We start from the raw sequence: 22,220 nt of genomic DNA on the forward strand, positions 1-22,220 counted from the left end.
TTCCTAGTCCTGCAGGATGCGGTAGCCGCGGTTATGATAGATAAGCGGCTTCAAATTATCGCCGATGCGCAGACCTGTCACCTTGCCAAAAAGCACACGATGGGTGGCCAAGTCCTTGGTATCGAACAGTTCGCAGTCGAAAACAGCGAGCGCGTCTGACAGCGTCGGGGCACCTGTCGATATCGTATCCCATTGCCCGAGAGCGAAGCGATCCTCAAGCGAAAGACCGGTTATGCCCGAGAAGCCGGCAGACAACGGCTGATGATGCGAAGACAAGGTATTCAGCGCGAAATTGCCGTTCTGGACGAATGCCTCGTTCTTAGGATTGACCCGGTTGAGGCACACCAGCACCATCGGCGGCGTGTCCGATACCGAACAGGCTGCTATGACGGTGGCGCCACGTCGGCCGGCGACCCCATCGGTGGTAATCACGTGGACGTGGCCGGCAAAATGGCTCATCGCGTCGCGATAGGCTTGCGGCTCGACATTGTTCTTCATCAACACAGGCGATTTCCAGACATCAAACCCCCACCGCTATATATGGCTGTACCTTGCGCACCACAAGCGAAGTGGTTGATGCGGCTTGTCGAAATTGCCTTGTTGCACCAAGACCTAGCAGCCTTTAGGTCTTGACCGAAGCTGGTCCTGTGGTCAGCGGGGGAGACAATTCATCGGTATGCGACTGCCGCACGCACTCATAGCCCCACTGGGCGGCCTGCTTGCCGGGTTGATCTTGACCGGCGCAACCATTGCCGCTCCACTCAACATCGGCGTTGCGGCACCTTTAACCGGCTCCTCTACAATCCTCGGGCGGCAGATCGAATACGGTATCCGGCTGGGCGCCGGCACTGTCGGTGCCGAAACAACCCTTGTCGACGACAGATGCAACGCCGAAGGAGGTGCGGCAGCCGCCGCGCAATTCGTATCTCGCAAGGTTGATGCCGTCGTCGGTTTCCTGTGCACAGAGGCGATCGAGGCAGCCATGCCGATCCTGAAACAGGCCGGCATTCCGGTGATCACGCTCGGAGTGCGCACGGAAAGTCTCACGGACCGACGCGCCAAGACTGGCTGGCCGGTATTTCGGCTCGGTCCACGTGGAGACGCAGAACGCGATGCTGCCGGCATGATCCTGTCCAAGCTGTGGCGCCAAGCATCTTTTGCCGTCGTCGATGACGGCACTATCTATGGGCGCGAATTGGCAGAGGCGGTGCGCGTCGCGACGCAGCAAGCCGCGCTGAAACCGGTGTTCACCGACACGTTCCGCCCCGAGCTCGACAACCAGGTCGGGCTGGTCGGCCGTCTGCGCAAAGCCGGAGCCGACGCCGTCTTTGTCGGAGGCGACGGCCGCGACGTGGCCATTATGGCCCGTGACGCTGCCAAGCTGGGCTCAGAAATGGTCTTCGCCGGCGGCGAGGCGCTGCGCGAAGCCGCAAGTGAGCTGCCTTACGCGACCGGCACCTTGATGATCGCCATGCCGGAATGGGCAGATGTGGCGGACAAGAAGACGTTGGATCTCTTCTCCACTGGCAAGCTCCAGCCCGAAGGCTACGCGTTGCCCGCTTTTGCCGCCGTCGAGATCTTGGATGCGGCCAAGAAAGCGTCCGAAGCCGATGGCAAACCGCTGCCGGCTTTATTGTCCGGCCGGACTTTCACGACATCCATCGGCCCTGTCGCCTTCGACCAGAAAGGCGACCTGACCCACAATCCCTATCGTGCCTTTCGCTTTGACGGCACACGCTTCGTCCCTCTCGAGGAGCAATGATGTTTCGCACCGGTCAACGCAACCTGATCACCGACGTGGCCGGCTTGCGTGTCGGCAACGCCGGGGACGCCAAGCTGAAGTCGGGGAGCACGGTCCTTGTTTGCGACGAGCCGGCGGTGGCCGGCGTGCAGGTCTTGGGCGGCGCACCGGGTACGCGTGAGACGGATCTGCTGGAGCCGTACAATTCGGTCGAGACCATCAATGCGCTGGTGCTTTCCGGCGGCTCCGCCTTCGGTCTCGATGCCGCTTCCGGCGTGCAGGCAGCACTGCGCGAACAACGTATCGGCTTCGAGGTCGCGGGCTTCCGCGTACCAATCGTGCCGGCAGCGATCCTGTTCGACCTCCCCAACAACGGCGACAAGAATTGGGGCCGTTATCCGCCCTATCGCGAATTCGGGCATGAAGCAGCGCTTGCGGCGTCAGCGGATTTCGAAATCGGCACCGCCGGCGCGGGTATCGGAGCCCTGACTTCCGGCCTGAAGGGCGGGCTCGGCTCCGCTTCGACCTTGCTGGACAACGGCATCACCGTCGGCGCTCTGGTTGCCGCCAATTCGACGGGTTCGGTGACGGTCGGCCGTAGCCGCCATTTCTGGGCAGCTCCCTTCGAGATCGACAACGAATTCGGCGGGCTGAGCTATCCTTGTCCCCTGCCCGAAGACAGCCGGCAAATCCGGTTGAAGTTCCGCGACAATCCGGTCGGCGCCAACACCACTATCGCAATCATCGCAACGGACGCGGTGTTGCCCAAAGCCGCAGCCAAGCGGCTTGCAATCGCAGCGCATGATGGCTTCGCCCGCGCCATCTGGCCGACACACACGCCAGTGGACGGAGACCTCGTCTTCGGCCTGGCGACAGGCAGAAGCGGTATCGCACCCTCCCCGGTCGAAGCCATAGACCTCTATGCCGCAGCCGGCGCCACCATGGCACGGGCGATTGCGCGTGCCGTCTACAATGCCACACCGTCGGCAGGTGACCTTTTTCCAACCTGGTCTTCGTTGAAAGGCTGAGTGTACAGCGACCGGCGCTGGCATGCATATTGCGGCCGGAGTTCGAGAGGAGCAAATGATGCGGCTAGCGAAACTCATAGAGGAATTCCAGGAAAAGTGCGCAGCGGTTTTCCGTCTGGAATTACGCAAAAACAAAGAGTTAAAGCGGCTTCGCGTTTTCGTGAAAAACGCGAACGCTGTCGGCTTGGCAAGCGTGCTTTGGTTGGGGACCGGCGTCGCCTGGGCTGGGGATGTTGCGCAATTGCAAATCCTCGGGTTCAGCAAAGGCGGCGGCATTTTTGCCTTCGAAGAATACGGCGTTCAGGACGGCTCCGGCTTTCCCTACGCCAATCGCTACTACATCGACACCGCTACTGACACTTTCGTCAAAGGAACGCCGGTGCGTGTGCGGCTCGATGACGAGAATGCCACCTTGGAAGCGGCCCGCAACAAGGCGCGCGAACGGGGCGAGGCGGTTGTCAAGCAGGCCGAACTTGACGCCAATGCGGGTGTTACCGCCGGCAGCAACCCGGTGACCGAACTGTCGGCTGACCCGCAGCGCATGGTCGTGAATCCGCGCCCCGTCTTTCCGGCGATCGATGAGCCGATGGAATTCCGGCTGAACGAATTCGCGCTACAAGGCGACGACGTCTGCGCCAGCCAGGGCGAAACCAAGGGGTTTCGTCTGCTGCGTATCGAAGCCAGCGCCAATGGCACGACGAAGTTGTTGCACGAGGACAAATCCATCCCGAAAAGCCGCGGCTGCCCAAATGGCTACGGCATCGGCGCGGTGCAGGCTTATGGTGGCGATGGCCTGTCGGCTTATGCCGTGCTGATCTGGACCCGCGGTTACGGCTTCGAAGGCCCGGACTATCGCTGGATTGCGGTGACCGGGCGGCTGTGAGCGCTTCCGCCCCACCAGTTCCAATCATCCGCGCGCGCGGTGCGGTAGCGGCACGTATGCGCCTGGCCCTCCCAACATTGCCTACCGCGCTTTTCGGCGCCCTTACCTGGGCCTTTTTGATGGGTACAAGCGCCTTTGCCAAACTGTGGATGGCCGAATGGCAGACGCCAGGCGGCATCGTGACGGTCGTCCTTTTGTTTGCTGCCGGCGCCGCCCTCGCCTTTCCGCTCGGCCTGTATACCGCACGGCTTATTTCGCTTGGCCGATCCGGCGAAGTTGCCTTTGCCGCCCTGTTTGCTTGCCTGCTCGCGGCAACGCTTGGTTTCACCGCTGGGCTCTATGTCCTGCAGTATCGCTCCTATTATGCCGAATGGCATGGCACGCCCTTCAGCGTGCGCTGGTTCCTTCAGTTCGCCTTTACCAGTGCAGGCGCGCTCTACCAGTTCGCCATCCTCGGCATTCGCTTCTATTTCCCGCTCGGATTCATTGCACTGTTTGCTGCCGGACTGTGGTTTGTCCGTCAGCCGCGTTGAGCATTTTCTTCTGCTCTGTTAGGAGGCGGCGTAAGTTTTCCCGAGACATCAGGACGGACCGATGATCCCACGCTATTCCCGGCCGGAAATGGTCGCCATCTGGTCGCCGGAAACACGCTTCCGCATCTGGTTCGAGATCGAGGCTTATGCCTGCGACGCACTAGCGGAACTCGGCGTCATTCCGAAAGAAGCCGCCAAGACCATCTGGGAGAAAGGTGGCGCAGCCAAATTCGACGTCGACAAGATCGACGAGATCGAACGCGTCACCAAGCATGACGTCATCGCCTTCCTGACGCACCTGGCTGAATTCGTCGGCCCCGATTCACGTTTCATCCACCAGGGCATGACCTCGTCCGACGTCCTCGACACGTGCCTAGCCGTGCAGCTCACCCGCGCCAGCGACATCCTGCTGGCCGACATTGATGCCTTGCTGGCGGCATTGAAGCGTCGCGCCTTCGAACACAAGGACACCGTCACCATCGGCCGCAGCCATGGCATCCATGCCGAGCCGACCACCTTCGGCGTCAAGCTGGCGCAGGCCTATGCCGAATTCAGCCGCTGCCGCGAGCGTCTCGTCCATGCGCGCGAGGATATCGCCACCTGCGCGATTTCCGGCGCCGTCGGCACCTTCGCCAACATCGAACCCTATGTCGAAGAGCATGTCGCCAAGAAACTTGGCCTGAAGCCGGAGCCGGTGTCGACACAGGTCATCCCACGCGACCGTCACGCCATGTTCTTTGCCACGCTCGGCGTCATCGCCTCGTCGGTGGAGCGCCTGGCCACCGAAATTCGCCATCTGCAGCGCACTGAAGTGCTGGAAGCGGAAGAATACTTCTCGCCCGGACAGAAGGGCTCGTCAGCGATGCCGCACAAGCGCAACCCTGTGCTGACCGAGAACCTCACCGGACTGGCCCGGCTGGTGCGTGGCATGGCTCTGCCTGCGATGGAAAATGTGGCGCTCTGGCACGAACGTGACATCTCGCACTCATCTGTCGAGCGCATGATCGGGCCGGATGCGACGGTAACACTCGACTTCGCCTTGGCGCGGCTCACCGGTGTTGTCGACAAGCTGCTTGTCTATCCGGAAAACATGGACAAGAACCTCAACAAGTTCCGCGGACTGGTCCACTCGCAGCGCGTGTTGCTGGCTTTGACGCAAGCCGGCGTCTCCCGCGAGGATGCTTATCGGCTCGTCCAGCGCAATGCCATGAAGGTCTGGGAACAGGGCGCTGATTTCCTCGAGGAACTGCTTGCCGACGAGGAAGTGACGGCGGCACTATCGGAAGCTGAAATCCGCGAGAAATTCGACCTCGGCTACCATACGAAGCATGTCGACACGATCTTCAAGCGCGTCTTTGGATAACACGTCATGCGGCTGGCAGTCGTTTCCGATATCCACGGCAATCTGCGCGCACTGGAAGCGGTGCACCGTGAGATCAAGGCCGCCGCGCCCGACCTGATCGTCAATCTGGGCGACTGCCTGTCCGGCCCGCTTTGGCCGGAGGAAACCGCACAATATCTTGCCGCTCACGGCTGGCCGACCGTGCGCGGCAATCATGATCGGGAACTTGCCGAAACGCCGGCTGCCGAACTCGACACGATCGATGCCTTTGCGCATCGTCATCTCAGCAAGGCTTCGCAGGACTGGCTTTCTGCTTTACCGGCCACGATGAGCGTAGAGTCGGATATCTTTCTTTGCCACGGCAGTCCGTCCAGCGACGAAATCTTTCTGCTGGAGGACGACGGTGGCAATCACTTCTTCCCATCCACAGAGAGCGCGGTCCGGCTCAAGCTGGGCAATGTCACAGCGGAACTGGTGTTGTGCGGTCATTCGCACACGCCGCGCGTTGTCCAGGCCACCAAGGATCAGAGCATCCTCAACCCGGGCAGCGTCGGCGTGCAGGCTTTTCCAGGTCTAACCGCTACCGGCAGCCCGCACGCGCGTTACGCGCTGGCCACACGCCGGAACGGCAGGTGGTCATTCGAACTGCGCGCCATCGATTATGATTGGGCGGAGGCCGCTCGCCGTGCCGACGCCGCTGGCTTCACCAACTGGGCGCACGGGCTCTCGACTGGCTTCGCAGCCGACGCCATCGGCACCTGACACATCGGTGATAAAACCAGATAGCGGGTTAATGCCAAGGCTTCATGTCTGTTTTGGCGCGATGTTGTCGGAAGAGAAACTGCAGGAAGACCCGGCTAAAAGGTCGCCTTCATCCGCCGAAAGCGCGAACAAAGCTGAGCGCACCGCGCGGCACGGGTCCACGCAGCACCAGCCGCTGTACATATCTTGTATCGATATCCAGGTAAGTCAGCTGTCCATCGCTCACGAAGCCAGCATGGCTGTATACATCCGGACTTCCGATCAGCGCACATCCGCTGGCGCCCTGCTCATCGAGCAGCTTCAACCCAGCAGCGATCAACGCCTTGCCGATACCCTGGCGCTGCCTGCCGGGCTTGACCGATATCGGGCCGAGGCCAAACCAGTTGTCATCGACTCCGTCGATAGTTACCCGGGAAAACGCCACATGGCCGACGATTTCGCCGCCGTCCTCAGCGACCAGAGAAATTGCCAGATCGCCATCCGCACGGAGGGTTCGAATGATATCGGCTTCCGTATCGTCGCTGAACGGCATCGGCTTGAACGCAGCCCAGGTAAGCTCATGGATCGCGTCATGATCAGCGGGCGTTTCGGACCGGATCAACATGTCATGCAGGAACTCCAGGAACCGAGCGGATCACCGTACCCCACGGATCGATATGGGTCGACGGCGTCGTGGTTTCCGACGAGCGCATCTCCACCCAGGACAGACCTGAACGGCCGGCGTCACGCTTGCCCGCACCAGCGCTCTGCCAAGTGTTGGCACCGATGTGGTGGTGATAGCCGCCAGACGACAGGAACACCGCCTGTGTGCCATACTTGGTGACCGTGTCGAAGCCAAATTCCTTATTCCACCAGGCCTCGGCCTGGTTGGGATCGCCTACCCGCAGATGAACATGGCCGACCACCGTGTTTTCAGGCGCGCCCTTCCAGCCGGCGTCGCCTGAAGGTACGGAGCCGATCACACCGGGAATATCCATGCGGACCGTCGCCATCTCGACGGTCGGGCCATTCCACTTCCATGTCTCGCGCGGACGATCGGCATAGATTTCGATGCCATTGCCCTCGGGATCGGTGAGATAGGCCGCCTCGGAGACCAGGTGGTCCGAAGCGCCTTCGACCGCGATCTTGTTTTCAATGGCGTGGTTGATCCAGCGGCCGAGATCGGCGCGGCTGGGCAGAAGAAAGGCCGTATGGAACAGTCCGGCGCTGCGCGGATCGTCCGGCTTGGCGGCCGGGTCGCGCTCGAGCACCAGAAGCGGGCGACTGGCCGCACCCAGCGTGATTGTCTCGCCGTCGCGGCTGAGTTCTTCCAGCCCGACTACTGCGCTGTAATATGCAGCAAGCTTGTCGGCATCACGAGCTTTCAACCCGACGCGGGCGACGCTGACCGGTGTGGTGGCGGCAAAAGGCAAAGTGCTCATTCTGGTCTCCGAGCGGGCCGCGCCAGTGATGGCTCCCAAAGCCAGCGCACCGGATGCGCCCATCATTGTACGTCGCGTCAGTCGCAAATCCCAATTCTCCGAAGGCACGCGGCGGTAATTGTGCTGGCTAGCAAATGGAAGATTTCCATCGTTCACACAAGCTGGCAAAAATCGAACACGTCGTTCACATCTCGGCGACGATACCACACCATTGCACCCGGCGACGCCGCTCGCTACATCGGGGCCATGAAAGTCAAGGACGCCGACATCCTCATCGTACCCGGCTACACCAATTCGGGGCCTGACCATTGGCAAAGCCGTTGGGAGGCGAAACTGTCGACAGCGCGCCGCGTCGAGCAGGCCGAGTGGTCGAAACCTGTACGTGAAGATTGGACGGCATGTGTGGCCGAGGCCGTCAACGAAGCAACCAAACCGGTCGTGCTGGTGGCGCATTCGCTCGGCGTTCCGACTGCGATCCAGGCACTGCCGCTGTGCAAGAAGCCGATTGCCGGCGGTTTCTTCGTGGCGCCACCGGACGTGGCCAATCCGAAGATCAAGCCGAAACACCTGATGACTTTCGGCCCCTACCCGCGCGACCCGTTGCCTTTCCCCTCAATGGTGATCGCCAGCCGCAACGACCCGTTCTGCGATTTCGAAATCGCAGAAGACCTGGCAGGCGCATGGGGTTCGCTGTTTATCGATGCCGGCGAGACCGGACATCTCAATTCCGAATCCGGCCACGGGCCGTGGCCGGAAGGTTCGATGACCTTCGCGCATTTCCTGTCGAGATTGTGAGCGAATAGAGAGTAGCGAGTAGCAAATTGGTGGCTTACCCCTATTCGCTACTCGCTATTTCACTACTCACTGCCCAATCGACGCTTTCACACCCGCCAACAGCGTTTTGGCGCCCAGGCCAACCAATGCCTGTTCGGAGCCCATAGCGAGCAGCCGGTAGCCCATCTTGACCAGACGGCCACTGAGGCCAGTGTCCAGAACGTAGATAGCGGCATGCTTGCCTGCCTTACGGCTGCGTTCGGCGATCAGCGCAACGGTTTCCATCATGTCCTCGAGCGTCGAGTCCACGACCGCGCCATTGCTCCAGGCAATCGAGAAATCCGAGGGGCCGACGAAGATGCCGTCGATGCCAGGGGTTTCCAGAATGCCATCCAATGCTGCGAGCGCCGCGCGCGTCTCGACCATCGCAAAAGCCAGCGTCCGCTGGTTGCTGTCCTTGAGCCAGTCGGCCTGCGTGCCCTGGCCATGGCGCGGAAAAGCATAGGTCGGGCCCCAGGAGCGCTCGCCAAGCGGTGGATATTTCATCGCTGCGGCAAAAGCTTTGGCGTCGGCCACCGAATTGACCATTGGCGCGATCACCGCCTCGGCGCCGAAATCCAGCGCGCGGCTGGCCATGTCAAAACGGCCGACCGGGATACGCACCAGCGCAGGCTTGCCGACGGACTGGATCGGCGCGATCGAGCGCAGCACACTGTCTTCGTTGTGGCCGCCATGCTGCATGTCGAGTGTCACCGCGTCGAAGCCCTGTCTGGCGACAATCTCGACAGTCAGCGCGTCCGGCACGCCAGACCAGGCGGTGCACAGCGTTTCATCGGCTTCCAGGCGAGCTCTCAGGGACATCGGCAATTTCCTCTTGATTTGAATCCAGTTTCAACCGGAAATGACGGAAAAGGCAAAGAAAAACCGCCCGGAAAAACCGGGCGGTCCATTAGTCCAGCTATGCCGGTCTCGTTGTCCGGCGATCAGCTGTTCTTGATCTGCTCGATGGCCTCCGCCATCAACTCGTCCATGGTGCGCCGGATCTGATGATCGGACTGGTCGATGCCAGCGGCATCGAAATCCTTACGGATCTTGCGAAACACGTCGTGGTCGCCAGCCTCCTCGATGTCGGAAACCACGACTTCCTTGGCATAGGCTTCGGCATCGGCACCGGTCTTGCCCAGCTTTTCGGCCGCCCACAGGCCGAGCGCCTTGTTGCGGCGCGCATTCGCCTTGAAACGCAGTTCCTCGTCGAAGACGAACTTGCGCTCGAAGCCCTCTTCGCGGTCCTTCATGCTGCTCATCGCAAATCCTCCGGTGGAACCGATTCGGTTGGTGGTCGATATATCCCTATCGGGATTTCTCAAACCAAATGGCTGGCGCGCGGTCAATATGCGATCTTGCCCGATGCTCGCTTGTTGCGTTGCGGCATTTCAGCCCGGAAAGCAGTGATTCAACCGATTTGCCGATTGAGCGATGTCCGCGATTGCGGTAGAGACCGCGATTGAGACCATAGACGCGCCAATGTGCCGCGAAAGAAAGGGACCGGTCGTTGCTACCTGCCCTTCCAACCAGAGAAAAAATCAAATGAAGTCACGCCGCCGCATTTATGAAGGCAAGGCCAAGATCCTTTATGAGGGACCCGAGCCCGGAACGCTGATCCAGTTCTTCAAGGATGATGCGACCGCGTTCAACAAGAAGAAGCACGAAGTGGTCGACGGCAAGGGCGTGCTCAACAACCGCATTTCCGAGCACATCTTCAACCATCTCAACCGCATGGGTATTCCGACCCACTTCATCCGCCGGCTCAACATGCGCGAGCAGTTGATCAAGGAAGTCGAGATCATTCCGCTGGAAGTGGTGGTGCGCAACGTTGCCGCCGGCTCGCTGTCCAAGCGGCTCGGCATCGAGGAAGGCACCGTGCTTCCGCGCTCGATCATCGAGTTCTACTACAAGGCCGACGCGCTCGACGATCCGATGGTGTCCGAAGAGCACATCACAGCCTTCGGCTGGGCAAGCCCGCAGGAAATCGACGACATCATGGCACTCGCCATCCGCGTCAACGATTTCCTCTCCGGCCTGTTCCTCGGCGTCGGCATCCAGCTTGTCGATTTCAAGATCGAATGCGGCCGGCTGTTCGAAGGCGATATGATGCGCATCGTCGTGGCCGACGAGATCTCACCCGACTCCTGCCGCTTGTGGGACGTCGCCACCCAGGACAAGCTAGACAAGGACCGTTTCCGCCGGGATATGGGCGGGCTGGTCGAAGCCTACCAGGAAGTGGCGCGCCGCCTCGGCATCATGAACGAGAACGAACCGATGCGCCCGACCGGGCCTGTCCTGGTCGCTTCCAGCGGCCCCAAGGACACCAAGCACTGAGATGAACACCGCGCCGGCTTCCATCGGGGTCGGTGCATCTGGTTTCCGGAAAACAGTTTTCCACGAGCCGACAACGATCGAAATGAGGATTGCATAGCGTGATTAAGGCCCGCGTCACCGTAACCCTGAAAAATGGTGTGCTCGACCCGCAGGGCAAGGCGATCGAACATGCGCTCGGCGGCCTCGGCTTCGGCGGCGTCGGCCAGGTGCGCCAGGGCAAGGTATTCGACATCGAACTCGACAGCACCGACAAGGCTCAAGCCGAGATCGACCTGAAGGCCATGTGTGACAAGCTGTTGGCGAACACGGTGATCGAGAACTATTCGGTGAGCTTCGTCTAGCCGATGGCAAGGGTGATGAGCAAAAGTATGCTGAAGCTCATTGCGGCATTGCTCCTCACCTCGATGTCGCTGGGAGGTCCGGCCGTTGCGCTGCAGCTTACCGACCTAAGTAAGGTCGATACCAAAGCGCTTGCCGGCAAATGGTCCGCAAAACCCGAGGGCAGCAATCGGCTCGTCCTGTCCTGCGGCGACTGCAGGGGCTTGACGGCAATCGATGTCCAGCTTTCGAAAGCGCCGGCTGGGATGGAGGATCGGGTTCGCGCAGGCAAGACCACAGCGCAGACGATGCTCGATATCTGTAGGAAAAATGCCGCCAAAAGCGGCACTGAATGCTACGGCTTGAAAAAATCGAACCTTAAAAGCGCAGTCGGTTTTGTCAGCGACGTAAAGATCTCCGACAATATCTACGCCAATACCTATACGCTCTATCAGGATGACCAGCTCCTGCTTATGCGCTGTATCGCCGGCAGCCGTGCCGAGGCCAAGCGCATCGGCGCCCTCGCCTTCCAGAAAATTGCTCCACAGATTGTGCGATAGACAATGAAAACAGCCGTCGTCCTCCTCCCCGGCCTCAATCGCGACCGCGACATGATCGCGGCGCTGACCAAGATCTCCGGCACTGCGCCGGCAACCGTCTGGCAGACCGACACTGAAATCCCAGATGTCGACCTGATCGCCATTCCGGGCGGCTTTTCCTTCGGCGACTACCTGCGCTGCGGGGCGATTGCGGCGCGTTCGCCGGTGATGCGGGCTGTGGCCGAGAAGGCCGCAAAGGGTGTCATGGTCGTTGGCGTCTGCAACGGCTTCCAGATCCTGGTCGAGGCCGGCCTTTTGCCCGGCGCTCTGATGCGCAATGCCTCGCTGAAATTCGTCTGCCGCGAGGTGAAGCTGCAGGTCGCCAATGCCAACACGGCCTTTACCCGCGGCTATCAGCCGAACCAGATCATTCGCTGCCCCGTCGCGCATCATGACGGCAATTATTTCGCTGACGCCGACACGCTAGCGCGTATCGAAGGCGAAGGCCGCGTCGTGTTCCGTTACGCGGAAGGCACCAATCCGAACGGCTCGATCAACGACATCGCCGGCATCATCAACGACAAGGGCAATGTGCTCGGCCTGATGCCGCATCCCGAGAATCTGATCGAAGCGGCACATGGCGGCAATGATGGCCGAGCCCTCTTCGAAGGCGCGCTGGGCGTCGCGGCCTGAGTTGGTGATCTCTTCTTCCGACAAAACTTCATCTCGACTTGGGAAAGCCGAAACGATGAATGCAGCAAAAATGGCCATCCGCTTCGGTTTGGTTGCCCTGGCAGGCCTCGCACTGGTGGGCTGCCAGTCGAAGTCTTATAATTCCGCCCCCACTGGCGGCGGCAAAAGCGCTTCGCTACGGGCCATGGAGCAGGTTGCGATTGCAGCGCACAAATGCTGGATCGCGTCTAAGGACCCCGCCTTCAAATCCTATCAGATGGCCAACGAGCTCAACAATTTCGGCGGCACCCCCCGCTTCCTGCTGGTGCCGGCGAAACATTATGGCGGCAAGCCGCTGCTGGTGGTGCAGGCGCGCGGCAACTCCAATCGCGTCGAGGTGTTCGGCCCGCTGATGGGCGAGTCACTTGGTGGTCGCATCGGTTCCGACATCGCGCGCTGGCAGACCGGCAGCAGCGATTGCGGTGCCAAGGCCTGACCTGCGCAGCGCGTACCAGGATTTCGATCGCGCGAGTTCCGGCACAGCCGCTCCGGCTGTCTTCATTTCACCCTTTTACGCCGAGGCATGCCGAGTTCGGCAAGCTCCTCCTCACCGAGCTCCATCAGCCCTCGGCGCGTAAGCTGATGCTGCGGGAGCGCGTTCCAGCCGCGCGCCAGCCTTTCGATCAACCTTGCGAGAGGCGCCCGCGCCGGATCGGTGGAATGTATGGGCGCAGGGTATCTTTTCTTCCGTTCCATCGTACTTGCCTTCAAGTGGAACCGGCTGCTCAATCGAAGAAGGAACGCGTTCCTTCACGATAGGCGTCGGAACGAGTGACCCCGATGTCTTTCAGCTGCTCGTCGGTCATTTCGAGCAGCGCCAAGCGGCTGCGGCGGCGCTCCAGTGCCTGGCCAAGCCAGGTTGTGGACGAAGTCATCATCACCGTCACGCGACGGCAGAAACCCGAGAAGCCCGACAGCCGCTCTCCATGGAGGACCGAAGACGATTGTCTCCTGGAAATTGTCTCTATTGCACTCGCCATAGCAGCACCATTGTCACAATCGCCGCGACAACCGCGGTGCAATGCATATGTATTGACTCTGAAATCGATACAATATACTAAATTGTCACCATGACAAATTGGCTACCAGACCTTTCATCCGGCGCAGGCCCGCTCTACCAGCGCCTCGCCGACCGCATCGAAGCCGATATCGACCGCGGTGTGCTGGCAGCGGGAACAAAATTGCCGCCACAGCGCGATCTCGCCTACGACATCGGCGCCACAGTGGGCACGATCGGCCGTGCCTATCAGCTGCTGCGCGAGCGCGGCCTGGTCAGCGGCGAGGTCGGACGCGGCACATACGTGCTCAGACGGCATTCGGACGACTCACAGCAGGATGGCCCGGCCCTGCCCTCTCATCCGGAAGGGACGCGCCTTGCAGTCGCACCGCCCGGGAAGCTGCGCCTCGACAGCACGGCAGCGCCCGACACCGGCCAAGGCGGCATCATCACCGAGCTCTTGGCGCAAATCACGCGCGACCACGCCTATGAAATCGCTAGCTATACGCGCGACTTCCCTCAGCGCTGGATGGATGCCGGCAGCCTCTGGCTTGCCCGAAACGGCTTCCGTCCTGCCCCTGACAGCATCGTGCCGACACTCGGCACGCATGCGGCGGTGATGGCCGCAATTGCAGCCTTGACCGCACCCGGCGACTACATTGCCTTCGAACACCTTACCTATTCGCAGGTCTCGCGCAGCGCGGGGCTGGTCGGGCGACGTATCGCGCTGGTTGGGTCAGATGCCGAGGGCATCGATCCCGAGGATTTCGAGCGCGTCTGCGCCCAGAAACATCCCAGGATGGTGTTCCTGATGCCGACGGTGCAGAATCCGACGCTGGCAACGATCGATGTCGGTCGCCGTCGCGACATCGCCCTGATCGCGCGCGAATACAATGTGCTGCTGGTCGAGGACGATCTCTATGGCGGCCTTACCGAAGACAAGACGCCGCTGCTTGCCGAATTCGCACCGGAGCGCACCATCGTTGCCAGCGGTCTGTCCAAATCGGTGTCGGCAGGCGTGCGCGGCGGTTGGCTCTCGTGCCCGCCAGCCTACCGGCACCGCATTCAGGTGGCGCACAAGATGCTGACCGGCGGCATGCCCTTCCTGCTCGCCGAAGTCGGCTCCAGGCTGGTGCTGTCCGGCAAGGCGCATGAAATTCGCCGTGACAGCATCGCTGAGATCAATGCCCGCATCGCCATCGTGCGCGAGAAGCTCGCCGGCTTTGCCTTCCAAGCCCGGGACAACGTGCCCTTCGTCTGGCTCACTTTGCCGGACCCGTGGCTTTCCGGCACCTTCAAAAATGCATCCTACGAGAACGGCGTGCTGCTCGACGATGAGGACGAGTTCAAGGCCGGCCGATCCGAACAGGTGTTCCATGCCGTACGCTTCGGCATCTCAGCGCCAAGCCAGCGTGCCGATGTGGCGCGCGGCGTAGAGATCATCCGCAGGCTGCTGGAAGAAGGTCGCGCCGGTTACGATTCCTTCGGCTGAGCCGCTCAAAAACGCTTCGCACAGGTCGCTCGGCATAGGTTTCAACCAAACTGCCTGTGGCATGCGGCCATTTTTCTGAAATCGGCAGTGTCGCAGCGCCGACTGTTCGGCTATAGGGGCCCCAACACGCTCTCGGAGTTGCCTGCAGCACCATGACCATCTCCAACACCGTGAAGATCACGCCGGAACTGATCGCCGCCCACGGGCTGAAGCCTGACGAATACCAGCGCATCCTCGACCTTGTCGGGCGCGAGCCGACCTTCACCGAGCTCGGTATCTTTTCGGCGATGTGGAACGAGCACTGCTCGTACAAATCCTCCAAGAAGTGGCTGCGCACCCTGCCGACCAAGGGCCCCCAGGTCATTCAGGGCCCTGGCGAAAATGCCGGCGTAGTCGATATCGGCGACGGCGATGTCGTGGTCTTCAAGATGGAGAGCCACAACCACCCCTCCTTCATCGAGCCTTATCAGGGCGCGGCCACCGGTGTCGGCGGTATCCTGCGGGACGTCTTCACCATGGGCGCACGTCCCATTGCGGCGATGAATGCGCTGCGCTTCGGCGCACCCGACCATCCCAAGACCCGTCACCTCGTTGCCGGAGTGGTTGCCGGCGTGGGCGGCTACGGCAATTCCTTCGGCGTGCCGACTGTCGGCGGCGAGGTCAATTTCGACGCCCGCTACAATGGCAACATTTTGGTCAACGCGTTCGCGGCCGGCCTCGCCAAAGCCGATGGCATCTTCCTGTCGCAAGCCAAGGGTGTTGGCCTGCCGGTCGTCTATCTCGGTGCCAAGACCGGTCGGGACGGCGTTGGCGGCGCCACAATGGCCTCGGCCGAATTCGACGACAAGATCGACGAGAAGCGCCCGACCGTGCAAGTCGGCGATCCCTTTACCGAGAAGTGCCTGCTGGAAGCCTGCCTGGAGTTGATGGCATCCGGTGCCGTCATCGCGATCCAGGATATGGGTGCAGCCGGCCTCACCTGCTCGGCCGTCGAGATGGGGGCCAAGGGCGACCTCGGCATCGAACTCGAACTCGACAAAGTGCCCGTGCGCGAAGAACGCATGAGCGCCTATGAGATGATGCTCTCCGAGAGCCAGGAGCGCATGTTGATGGTGCTGCGCCCGGAAAAGGAGCAGGAAGCCGAAGCGATCTTCCGCAAATGGGGGCTCGATTTCGCCATCGTCGGCAAGACTACCGACGATCTGCGCTTCCGCGTCCTGCACCAGGGCGAGGAAGTCGCCAACCTGCCGATCAAGGAACTCGGCGATCAGGCTCCCGAATATGACCGCCCGTGGGTTGAGCCAGCCAAGCGCGCACCGCTGGCGGCCGACGACATCCCGCAGGCGGACGTGGCCGACGCCTTGCTGAAGATGCTCGGCGGCCCGGACCTTTCGTCCCGCCGCTGGGTCTGGGAGCAGTACGATACGCTGATCCAGGGCAATTCGCTGCAGATCCCGGGCGGTGACGCCGGCGTGGTGCGCGTCGACGGCCATGCCACTAAGGCGCTGGCCTTCTCTTCCGACGTGACGCCGCGCTATTGCGAGGCCGACCCCTATGAAGGCGGCAAGCAGGCGGTCGCTGAATGCTGGCGCAACCTGACCGCGACGGGATCGCTGCCGCTCGCAGCCACCGACAACCTCAATTTCGGCAATCCGGAACGGCCCGAGATCATGGGCCAGTTCGCCAAGGCGGTCACCGGCATCGGCGACGCCTGCCGCGCGCTCGATTTCCCGATCGTGTCGGGCAACGTCTCGCTCTACAACGAAACCAATGGGCAAGGCATCTTGCCAACCCCAACCATCGGCGGCGTCGGCCTGATCGACGACTGGTCGAAGATGGCCAAGGTCGGCTTCGGCGCTGAAGGCGAAGTCATCCTGCTCATCGGCGGCCCTGCCGGCTGGGGCAGCCACCTCGCCCAGTCGATCTATATGCGCGACATCCACAATCGCAGCGACGGTCCGCCGCCGCCGGTCGACCTCGCGCATGAGAAGAAAGTCGGCGACTTCGTGCGCAAGCTGATCCGCAGCGGAGCGGCAACCGCCGTTCACGATCTATCGGATGGCGGCCTTGCCGTGGCGTTGGCCGAAATGGCGATGGCATCCGGCATCGGCGCAACGGTGCCCGGCCTGAGCGATGCAAATCCGATCCCGGTCTTCTTCGGCGAGGACCAGGGCCGCTATCTGGTCACGGTGAAATTCGGCGGCCAGTCTGAAGAATTGCAGGCGCTGTGGAACGAGGCCAAGGCGCTCGGCATCTTCGCGCCGTGGATCGGAAACACCGGCGGCAGCGAATTGAAACTGGGTTCGGCACGCGCCATATCAATCAAAGACTTGAAAGCGGCGCACGAATCCTGGTTTCCTCGCTTCATGGGGAACTAGAGAAAAAGGAACGTCCCATGGCTATGGACTCCCGCGACATCGAACGGTTGATCAAGGAAGGCATTCCGGACGCCAAGGTTACGATCCGCGATCTCGCAGGCGATGGCGATCACTACGCGGCCGAAGTCGTGGCCGAGAGCTTTCGCGGCAAGAATCGTGTGCAGCAGCACCAGATGGTCTATGACGCGCTGAAGGGCAACATGGGCGGTGTCCTGCATGCCCTCGCCCTTCAAACCAGCGTGCCGGAGTAATCTCAGCCCTCATGAAGGGCTAATGCATTTTTTAGCCAAGTGGAATCACTTGGCGTTACAAAAATGCGAGGAAAACAAAAACTTAGAGCGTTTCCGCGGTTCCGTGAAAAACGGAAACGCTCTAATGCTCACTGCTCTCCACGGCCAAAATGGGTCCGGCTGGAAACGACCCTCCGACAATCGAGGCCGTGCCATTGGAGAGCGCGGACACGGCACCGTCGAAAAACAGCGCGTTGCGGCAGCCCAGTGCATCGCGAAACAGCCGCGCAAAACTACCAAGACTGACCTCACTGCGCGAGATCGCCAGCACCACCGTATCAGGATCGCGCACGCCGACGCCGTTGCGGATATAGCGTGAGGTGCCGTTCGGCTCGAAGCGCGGATGCAGCGTACCATCAATCACCAGCATCGGGCCGGATTGCGTGGCATATGCGGCTGCTGGTTTGGCAGCAGCAAAAGCGCCGGTTTCCAGAACGCCTGGCTTGCCGTCGGTGCCGACATAAAAAACGCCATTCGGCTTGAGGAAGAAATTGCCTTCTGCATCATCGCGGTTGAGCGGTGTTTCCTCGTGACCGTTCTCGACGAACAAACCGACCGGCGACAGATCCTTGTGGTACATGCCGGCATTCATGGCGAACAGCACCGGTGTTCCGGCCGCGTGCATGGTTTGGGCGAATTTTGTCACGGAGCCGTATGGTTTGGCTGTCGCATCCAGCCTGTGCAGCGAAACCCTATACCGACGTAGATTCACCTCGCACACGACATAGGTCACCGCTTCGAACGTGAGGTCGCGGCATGGTTCGGGCAATGCTGCCTTTGTCGACGCGGGAGGTGGAGCGGGCTGCAGATCCGAAGGCAGAGATTGCGGAGCCGACGGTGATGCCGGTGGGGCTGGAGGTTGGCTGGCAGTCTCGAACCGCTGCGGCCGCAGGGCGAGCCAGCCCGCCAAGCAAACGCCGGCCAGCAATAAAATCAGGAGAACGAGCCGGGTCCAGCGTGTCATCGGCTGCTGAAGACTCCGTTCTGCTTGGCCCAGCAACCGGCCGTTGCTTGCGCCATTTCGGAATGGTGATCGGCAAACATCTTGTTTCAGCTCGCTGTCGGGGTTATCTCATGATGATGTTACAGGCCCGACTCCAGCGGGCGCAGAAGGATTTTGGCCCATGAGCGGAATCAACGACTACATCGACAGCGAAGTGAAGAGCAACGACGTCGTCCTGTTCATGAAGGGCACGCCGGGCTTTCCGCAGTGCGGCTTCTCGGGTCAGGTCGTGCAGATCCTCGACTACATCGGCGTAGACTACAAGGGCGTCAACGTATTGACCTCCAACGATTTGCGCCAGGGCATCAAGGACTATTCCAACTGGCCGACCATCCCGCAGCTTTATGTGAAGGGTGAGTTCGTCGGCGGTTGCGACATCGTGCGCGAAATGTTCCAGGCCGGCGAACTGCAGGCCTTCTTCGACGAGAAGGGCATCAAGGTCAAAGGCGCAGCCTGACCTGATCCTCGCCGGGCAGCCCCCTGCCCGGCTGAACCAAATCGTCCGCTTCAGGACATCAAGCCGATGTGCCGGCCAACGGTGCATCGGCGTTTCGGCATTGGGGGATCCTCATGGACACGCAAGCCCAGCAAGACGCCCGACAAGCGGCCTTTGCGATCCCACGCTGGGAATTCATCAGCATCTGCGCTGCACTGATGGCCCTTAATGCTCTCGCCATCGACATCATGCTGCCCGGCCTGCAGGAGATCGGCTCCAGTCTCGGCGTCTCCAACGAGAACCACCGGCAATATGTGATCTCGGCCTATTTCGGCGGTCTGGCAGCCGCCTTGATCTTCTTCGGGCCGCTGTCGGACCGTTTCGGCCGCCGGAAGCCACTGTTGGTTGGACTTGTCATCTATATCTGTGCTGCTGCCGGTGCGGTATTCGCGCCCAGTTTCGAGATACTGCTCCTGTTGCGTTTCATCCAGGGCATAGGAGCCGCCTCGACCCGCGTCATCGCGGTCTCCATGGTGCGTGACCGTTTCGGTGGCCGTGCCATGGCCGAGGTGATGTCCCTGATCTTCATGGTGTTCATGGTCATTCCCGTGGTGGCGCCATCGATCGGACAGCTGGTGATGATCTTTGCGAACTGGCACATGATTTTCATGGTGATGGCGGTGATCGCCACGGCGATCGCGCTCTGGACCTTCATCCGCATGCCGGAAACGCAACATCCGGAAGATAGGCGGCAGATCGATCTCGGTTCCCTCGTACAGGGTTTCGGGATCGTGCTGTCAAACCGGCTGTCGCTCGGCTACACGCTGGCGTCGACTTCGGTGTTTGCCGCCCTGTTCGGCTTCATCAACTCCGCACAGCAGGTCTATATCGGCATCTACCAGCTCGGTTACTGGTTTCCGGTGTTGTTCGCGGCGATTGCCGGCATGATGGCGGTATCGTCTTTCCTGAACTCCCGGCTGGTCATGCGTCTCGGCATGCGCCGCCTGTCGCACGGAGCGCTGATCGGCTTCACCATCGTTTCGACGGTCTGGTTCGTGATATCGCTGTTCGGACCGGTACCGTTGCCGCTCTTCGTGCTTCTGTTCGCGCTGGCGATGTTCCAGTTCGGCTGGATCGGTTCGAATTTCAACGCTATCGCCATGGAACCGCTTGGCCACATCGCAGGTACGGCGGCATCAATCCAGGGCTTTATCCAGACGCTGGGCGGCGGTCTCGTCGGCGCAATCATCGGGCAGGCCTTCGATGGAACGGTCACCCCCTTGGCCGCCGGCTTCTGCGGCGTAGGCATCGTCGGACTGGTGTTCGTGCTGATTGCGGAACGGGGCAAGCTTTTTACCGCTCCGAGTGCGCAGCAAGCCGTCAGCGCAGAGCCTTCCCATTGAGAATACGGCCGGCAGTCATCCTGCCGGCATTATTCTGCCCACAGCTCGCGTTTGATTTCGGCCCAGCTTGCCTCGTCGGGCGCCACAATCAGGCCGCCTGAGATATGGGATGGCAGGTAAGCGCTCCCGTCGAAGCGTGCTGCATGACCACCCGCCTCCTGGTGGATCAGCACGCCGGCCAGATGGTCCCACGGCATCATGACATTTTGGACGATGAAATGCGCGTGTCCGCCGGCGAGTACGCGGTATTCGTGCGCCGAACAGCGGTAGCCGATGTAGGACAGGCATTTCGCCTGGTTCTTCGCGAGCAGCGAGCGCTGCGGTTCGTCAAAGGCCTGCCAGCCAAGCGCACCGGTCATCTGCGAGAACGGCACCGGCTCGGCCACGGTCACGCGCTCTCGCCCCTGCCTGCTCACCATGTGGCTGCCTGCCCCACGAACACCGATCAATGCGTCCTTGCCGACCGGATCGTAGATGATGCCGGCGATCGTCTCGCCGTCTCTGATCACCGCCAGGATGACGCCGAACACCGGCACGCCGGATGCGAAGTTATATGTGCCGTCGACCGGGTCGATGACAAAGGCCAGCCTGCTGCCGCCGAGCTTCGCCAACAATGTCCTGTCGGCCTCGCAAGCCTCTTCGCCGACGATCAGAGCGTCCGGATATCGTGTAGCGATCGCTTGCGTTATCACCCGTTCCGCATGAATGTCCGCCTGGGTGACGAGGTCGGCGGCCGACTTCTTCTGCTGCACGTCATTTGCACCGAGACGGCGAAAACGCGGCATGATCTCGCGCTCAGCCGCGTCGGCCAGAACCCCGCTCAACCATTCGACATCGCGATCGTCAAAGCGCATCGGTATTCCCGGCAGAAGGCGCCAAGGCCGCGAAATCGAACAGCTTGCGATCCAGAAGATGCGATGGCCGCACATTGGTCATGGCGCGGATCATCGTATCCTTGCGGCCGGGCATGCGCTTCTCGATATCGTCCAGCATCGCCTTCATGGCGTTGCGCTGCAATCCCTCCTGGCTGCCGCAGAGGTCGCAAGGGATGATCGGAAACGCCATGGCGTTGGCGAATTTCTCCAGATCATCCTCGGCGCAATAGGCGAGCGGGCGCAGCACCATCATGTCGCCCTCGTCATTGAGCAGCTTGGGCGGCATCGCTGCCAGCCGTCCGCCATGGAAAAGGTTCATGAAGAAGGTTTCGAGAATGTCCTCGCGATGATGGCCGAGCACCAGTGCCGAGCAGCCCTCCTCTCGCGCAACGCGATAGAGATGGCCGCGCCGCAGCCGCGAGCATAGCGAGCAATAGGTCGAGTTCTCCGGCAGCTTGTCGGTGACGATCGAATAGGTGTCCTGATACTCGATGCGGTGCGCAATGCCGTTGGCCGTCAGGTAATCCGGCAGGATGTGCTTGGGAAAATTAGGCTGCCCCTGATCGAGGTTGCAGGCGATGAGTTCGACCGGCAACAGGCCACGCCATTTGAGGTCGAGCAGGAGCGCCAGCAGTCCGTAGGAATCCTTGCCGCCTGATAGCGCTACAAGCCAGCGCTCGCCGGGCTTCACCATGGCGAAATCATCCATGGCCTGACGTGTCAGCCTGAGCAGGCGCTTGCGCAGCTTGTTGAATTCCACCGATGACGGCACGTCGCGAAACAACGGGTGGCAACCACCGTCGAGATCGGGAATCGTGTCTGCTGGTGCGTTCATGGTGTTGCGTTCCGCAGTTGATGCCGCGCCTTATACCGGGGCTCGCTTCGTCAAACAAA

General features: G+C 61.1%; 26 protein-coding genes. 17 read left to right on the forward strand and 9 right to left on the reverse strand.

Features of this window, described 5'->3' with window-relative positions; translation table 11 throughout:
* Positions 1–3: 3 nt before the first annotated feature.
* Complete coding sequence (locus L4923_RS09540) at positions 4–504, reverse strand: flavin reductase (protein ID WP_239364065.1); 501 nt, start codon at positions 502–504, stop codon at positions 4–6.
* A 172-nt stretch (positions 505–676) separates the two neighbouring features.
* On the opposite strand from L4923_RS09540, the gene L4923_RS09545 reads away from it, so the two are divergent.
* The 6 genes from L4923_RS09545 (at position 677) to L4923_RS09570 (ending at position 6,289) form a co-directional block, all read left to right on the forward strand.
* Complete coding sequence (locus L4923_RS09545) at positions 677–1,762, forward strand: branched-chain amino acid ABC transporter substrate-binding protein (RefSeq protein WP_239364068.1); 1,086 nt, start codon at positions 677–679, stop codon at positions 1,760–1,762.
* Positions 1,762–2,769 (forward strand): P1 family peptidase, encoded by a 1,008-nt coding sequence (locus tag L4923_RS09550; RefSeq protein WP_239364072.1) that lies wholly within the window; start codon positions 1,762–1,764, stop codon positions 2,767–2,769. The genes L4923_RS09545 and L4923_RS09550 overlap by 1 nt, the downstream gene beginning before the upstream one ends.
* 184 nt (positions 2,770–2,953) lie before the next feature.
* A complete protein-coding gene (locus L4923_RS09555) occupies positions 2,954–3,652 on the forward strand; it encodes a DUF2259 domain-containing protein (RefSeq protein WP_239364074.1) in 699 nt (232 codons plus the stop codon).
* Positions 3,653–3,771: 119 nt separating this feature from the next.
* Positions 3,772–4,185, forward strand: a complete 414-nt coding sequence (locus L4923_RS09560; protein ID WP_343302922.1) for a hypothetical protein — start codon at positions 3,772–3,774, stop codon at positions 4,183–4,185.
* Between the two features lie 61 nt (positions 4,186–4,246).
* On the forward strand, positions 4,247–5,548 hold the full coding sequence (gene purB, locus L4923_RS09565) for an adenylosuccinate lyase (RefSeq protein WP_239364078.1): 1,302 nt from the start codon (positions 4,247–4,249) through the stop codon (positions 5,546–5,548).
* Between the two features lie 6 nt (positions 5,549–5,554).
* Complete coding sequence (locus L4923_RS09570; RefSeq protein WP_239364082.1) at positions 5,555–6,289, forward strand: metallophosphoesterase family protein; 735 nt, start codon at positions 5,555–5,557, stop codon at positions 6,287–6,289.
* 109 nt (positions 6,290–6,398) lie between these two features.
* Here the strand turns inward: L4923_RS09570 and L4923_RS09575 are convergent, their stop codons facing one another.
* Together L4923_RS09575 and L4923_RS09580 are read right to left on the reverse strand one after the other, a co-directional pair.
* On the reverse strand, positions 6,399–6,893 hold the full coding sequence (locus L4923_RS09575) for a GNAT family N-acetyltransferase (protein ID WP_239364093.1): 495 nt from the start codon (positions 6,891–6,893) through the stop codon (positions 6,399–6,401).
* Position 6,894: 1 nt separating this feature from the next.
* Positions 6,895–7,797, reverse strand: coding sequence for a VOC family protein (locus L4923_RS09580; RefSeq protein WP_239364094.1), 903 nt, complete (start codon positions 7,795–7,797; stop codon positions 6,895–6,897).
* Positions 7,798–7,956: 159 nt separating this feature from the next.
* Here L4923_RS09580 and L4923_RS09585 point away from each other — a divergent pair, with 159 nt between their 5' ends.
* The gene (locus tag L4923_RS09585; RefSeq protein ID WP_239364095.1) at positions 7,957–8,505 is read left to right on the forward strand and encodes an RBBP9/YdeN family alpha/beta hydrolase; all 549 of its coding nucleotides are present in this window, start codon (positions 7,957–7,959) and stop codon (positions 8,503–8,505) included.
* Between the two features lie 66 nt (positions 8,506–8,571).
* Here L4923_RS09585 and L4923_RS09590 read toward each other — a convergent pair whose 3' ends face one another.
* Positions 8,572–9,345, reverse strand: coding sequence for an HpcH/HpaI aldolase family protein (locus L4923_RS09590; protein WP_239364097.1), 774 nt, complete (start codon positions 9,343–9,345; stop codon positions 8,572–8,574).
* 122 nt (positions 9,346–9,467) lie between these two features.
* Positions 9,468–9,788 (reverse strand): DUF1476 domain-containing protein, encoded by a 321-nt coding sequence (locus L4923_RS09595; RefSeq protein WP_239364099.1) that lies wholly within the window; start codon positions 9,786–9,788, stop codon positions 9,468–9,470.
* A 283-nt stretch (positions 9,789–10,071) separates the two neighbouring features.
* Between L4923_RS09595 and purC the strand changes: the two genes are divergently transcribed.
* The 5 genes from purC (at position 10,072) to L4923_RS09620 (ending at position 12,888) form a co-directional block, all read left to right on the forward strand.
* Positions 10,072–10,863, forward strand: coding sequence for a phosphoribosylaminoimidazolesuccinocarboxamide synthase (gene purC, locus L4923_RS09600; protein WP_239364100.1), 792 nt, complete (start codon positions 10,072–10,074; stop codon positions 10,861–10,863).
* A 98-nt stretch (positions 10,864–10,961) separates the two neighbouring features.
* The gene (purS, locus tag L4923_RS09605) at positions 10,962–11,204 is read left to right on the forward strand and encodes a phosphoribosylformylglycinamidine synthase subunit PurS (RefSeq protein ID WP_239364101.1); all 243 of its coding nucleotides are present in this window, start codon (positions 10,962–10,964) and stop codon (positions 11,202–11,204) included.
* A 15-nt stretch (positions 11,205–11,219) separates the two neighbouring features.
* Complete coding sequence (locus L4923_RS09610; protein WP_239364105.1) at positions 11,220–11,741, forward strand: hypothetical protein; 522 nt, start codon at positions 11,220–11,222, stop codon at positions 11,739–11,741.
* 3 nt (positions 11,742–11,744) lie between these two features.
* Positions 11,745–12,413, forward strand: coding sequence for a phosphoribosylformylglycinamidine synthase subunit PurQ (purQ, locus tag L4923_RS09615; protein ID WP_239364122.1), 669 nt, complete (start codon positions 11,745–11,747; stop codon positions 12,411–12,413).
* Positions 12,414–12,468: 55 nt separating this feature from the next.
* Positions 12,469–12,888: a hypothetical protein gene (locus tag L4923_RS09620; protein ID WP_239364125.1), complete on the forward strand. Its 420-nt coding sequence runs from the start codon at positions 12,469–12,471 to the stop codon at positions 12,886–12,888.
* Between the two features lie 289 nt (positions 12,889–13,177).
* Here the strand turns inward: L4923_RS09620 and L4923_RS31075 are convergent, their stop codons facing one another.
* A complete protein-coding gene (locus tag L4923_RS31075; RefSeq protein ID WP_343302930.1) occupies positions 13,178–13,327 on the reverse strand; it encodes a DUF1127 domain-containing protein in 150 nt (49 codons plus the stop codon).
* Between the two features lie 195 nt (positions 13,328–13,522).
* Between L4923_RS31075 and L4923_RS09630 the strand changes: the two genes are divergently transcribed.
* The 3 genes from L4923_RS09630 to L4923_RS09640 all read left to right on the forward strand — a co-directional run bounded on the left by L4923_RS09630 (position 13,523) and on the right by L4923_RS09640 (position 17,570).
* The gene (locus tag L4923_RS09630) at positions 13,523–14,941 is read left to right on the forward strand and encodes an aminotransferase-like domain-containing protein (protein ID WP_239364131.1); all 1,419 of its coding nucleotides are present in this window, start codon (positions 13,523–13,525) and stop codon (positions 14,939–14,941) included.
* Positions 14,942–15,093: 152 nt separating this feature from the next.
* Positions 15,094–17,319: a phosphoribosylformylglycinamidine synthase subunit PurL gene (gene purL / locus L4923_RS09635; protein WP_239364134.1), complete on the forward strand. Its 2,226-nt coding sequence runs from the start codon at positions 15,094–15,096 to the stop codon at positions 17,317–17,319.
* Positions 17,320–17,336: 17 nt separating this feature from the next.
* A complete protein-coding gene (locus L4923_RS09640; RefSeq protein WP_054314029.1) occupies positions 17,337–17,570 on the forward strand; it encodes a BolA/IbaG family iron-sulfur metabolism protein in 234 nt (77 codons plus the stop codon).
* Positions 17,571–17,691: 121 nt separating this feature from the next.
* Here the strand turns inward: L4923_RS09640 and L4923_RS09645 are convergent, their stop codons facing one another.
* Positions 17,692–18,255, reverse strand: coding sequence for a phosphodiester glycosidase family protein (locus tag L4923_RS09645; protein WP_239364137.1), 564 nt, complete (start codon positions 18,253–18,255; stop codon positions 17,692–17,694).
* A 478-nt stretch (positions 18,256–18,733) separates the two neighbouring features.
* Between L4923_RS09645 and grxD the strand changes: the two genes are divergently transcribed.
* On the forward strand, positions 18,734–19,069 hold the full coding sequence (grxD, locus tag L4923_RS09650; protein ID WP_239364140.1) for a Grx4 family monothiol glutaredoxin: 336 nt from the start codon (positions 18,734–18,736) through the stop codon (positions 19,067–19,069).
* A 113-nt stretch (positions 19,070–19,182) separates the two neighbouring features.
* Positions 19,183–20,451: a multidrug effflux MFS transporter gene (locus L4923_RS09655; protein ID WP_239364143.1), complete on the forward strand. Its 1,269-nt coding sequence runs from the start codon at positions 19,183–19,185 to the stop codon at positions 20,449–20,451.
* Between the two features lie 29 nt (positions 20,452–20,480).
* Here L4923_RS09655 and L4923_RS09660 read toward each other — a convergent pair whose 3' ends face one another.
* On the reverse strand, positions 20,481–21,305 hold the full coding sequence (locus tag L4923_RS09660) for an inositol monophosphatase family protein (RefSeq protein ID WP_239364145.1): 825 nt from the start codon (positions 21,303–21,305) through the stop codon (positions 20,481–20,483).
* Complete coding sequence (gene ttcA / locus L4923_RS09665; RefSeq protein WP_239364147.1) at positions 21,295–22,161, reverse strand: tRNA 2-thiocytidine(32) synthetase TtcA; 867 nt, start codon at positions 22,159–22,161, stop codon at positions 21,295–21,297. The genes L4923_RS09660 and ttcA overlap by 11 nt, the downstream gene beginning before the upstream one ends.
* Between the last annotated feature and the right edge of the window lie 59 nt (positions 22,162–22,220).

The organism is Terribium retamae (assembly GCF_022347545.1).
GTDB lineage: Bacteria > Pseudomonadota > Alphaproteobacteria > Rhizobiales > Rhizobiaceae > Mesorhizobium > Mesorhizobium retamae.

What these genes read in the sequence shown, in the direction of transcription:
- L4923_RS09545 (WP_239364068.1), top strand. Translation starts at nt 677, where the DNA reads ATGCGACTGCCGCACGCACTCATAGCCCCACTGGGCGGCCTGCTTGCC.
- L4923_RS09550 (WP_239364072.1), top strand. Translation starts at nt 1,762, where the DNA reads ATGTTTCGCACCGGTCAACGCAACCTGATCACCGACGTGGCCGGCTTG.
- L4923_RS09560 (WP_343302922.1), top strand. Translation starts at nt 3,772, where the DNA reads ATGGGTACAAGCGCCTTTGCCAAACTGTGGATGGCCGAATGGCAGACG.
- purB (WP_239364078.1), top strand. Translation starts at nt 4,247, where the DNA reads ATGATCCCACGCTATTCCCGGCCGGAAATGGTCGCCATCTGGTCGCCG.
- L4923_RS09570 (WP_239364082.1), top strand. Translation starts at nt 5,555, where the DNA reads ATGCGGCTGGCAGTCGTTTCCGATATCCACGGCAATCTGCGCGCACTG.
- L4923_RS09575 (WP_239364093.1), bottom strand. Translation starts at nt 6,893, where the DNA reads ATGTTGATCCGGTCCGAAACGCCCGCTGATCATGACGCGATCCATGAG.
- L4923_RS09585 (WP_239364095.1), top strand. Translation starts at nt 7,957, where the DNA reads ATGAAAGTCAAGGACGCCGACATCCTCATCGTACCCGGCTACACCAAT.
- L4923_RS09590 (WP_239364097.1), bottom strand. Translation starts at nt 9,345, where the DNA reads ATGTCCCTGAGAGCTCGCCTGGAAGCCGATGAAACGCTGTGCACCGCC.
- L4923_RS09595 (WP_239364099.1), bottom strand. Translation starts at nt 9,788, where the DNA reads ATGAGCAGCATGAAGGACCGCGAAGAGGGCTTCGAGCGCAAGTTCGTC.
- purC (WP_239364100.1), top strand. Translation starts at nt 10,072, where the DNA reads ATGAAGTCACGCCGCCGCATTTATGAAGGCAAGGCCAAGATCCTTTAT.
- L4923_RS09610 (WP_239364105.1), top strand. Translation starts at nt 11,220, where the DNA reads ATGAGCAAAAGTATGCTGAAGCTCATTGCGGCATTGCTCCTCACCTCG.
- purQ (WP_239364122.1), top strand. Translation starts at nt 11,745, where the DNA reads ATGAAAACAGCCGTCGTCCTCCTCCCCGGCCTCAATCGCGACCGCGAC.
- L4923_RS09620 (WP_239364125.1), top strand. Translation starts at nt 12,469, where the DNA reads ATGAATGCAGCAAAAATGGCCATCCGCTTCGGTTTGGTTGCCCTGGCA.
- L4923_RS31075 (WP_343302930.1), bottom strand. Translation starts at nt 13,327, where the DNA reads ATGACTTCGTCCACAACCTGGCTTGGCCAGGCACTGGAGCGCCGCCGC.
- L4923_RS09630 (WP_239364131.1), top strand. Translation starts at nt 13,523, where the DNA reads ATGACAAATTGGCTACCAGACCTTTCATCCGGCGCAGGCCCGCTCTAC.
- purL (WP_239364134.1), top strand. Translation starts at nt 15,094, where the DNA reads ATGACCATCTCCAACACCGTGAAGATCACGCCGGAACTGATCGCCGCC.
- L4923_RS09640 (WP_054314029.1), top strand. Translation starts at nt 17,337, where the DNA reads ATGGCTATGGACTCCCGCGACATCGAACGGTTGATCAAGGAAGGCATT.
- grxD (WP_239364140.1), top strand. Translation starts at nt 18,734, where the DNA reads ATGAGCGGAATCAACGACTACATCGACAGCGAAGTGAAGAGCAACGAC.
- L4923_RS09655 (WP_239364143.1), top strand. Translation starts at nt 19,183, where the DNA reads ATGGACACGCAAGCCCAGCAAGACGCCCGACAAGCGGCCTTTGCGATC.
- L4923_RS09660 (WP_239364145.1), bottom strand. Translation starts at nt 21,305, where the DNA reads ATGCGCTTTGACGATCGCGATGTCGAATGGTTGAGCGGGGTTCTGGCC.
- ttcA (WP_239364147.1), bottom strand. Translation starts at nt 22,161, where the DNA reads ATGAACGCACCAGCAGACACGATTCCCGATCTCGACGGTGGTTGCCAC.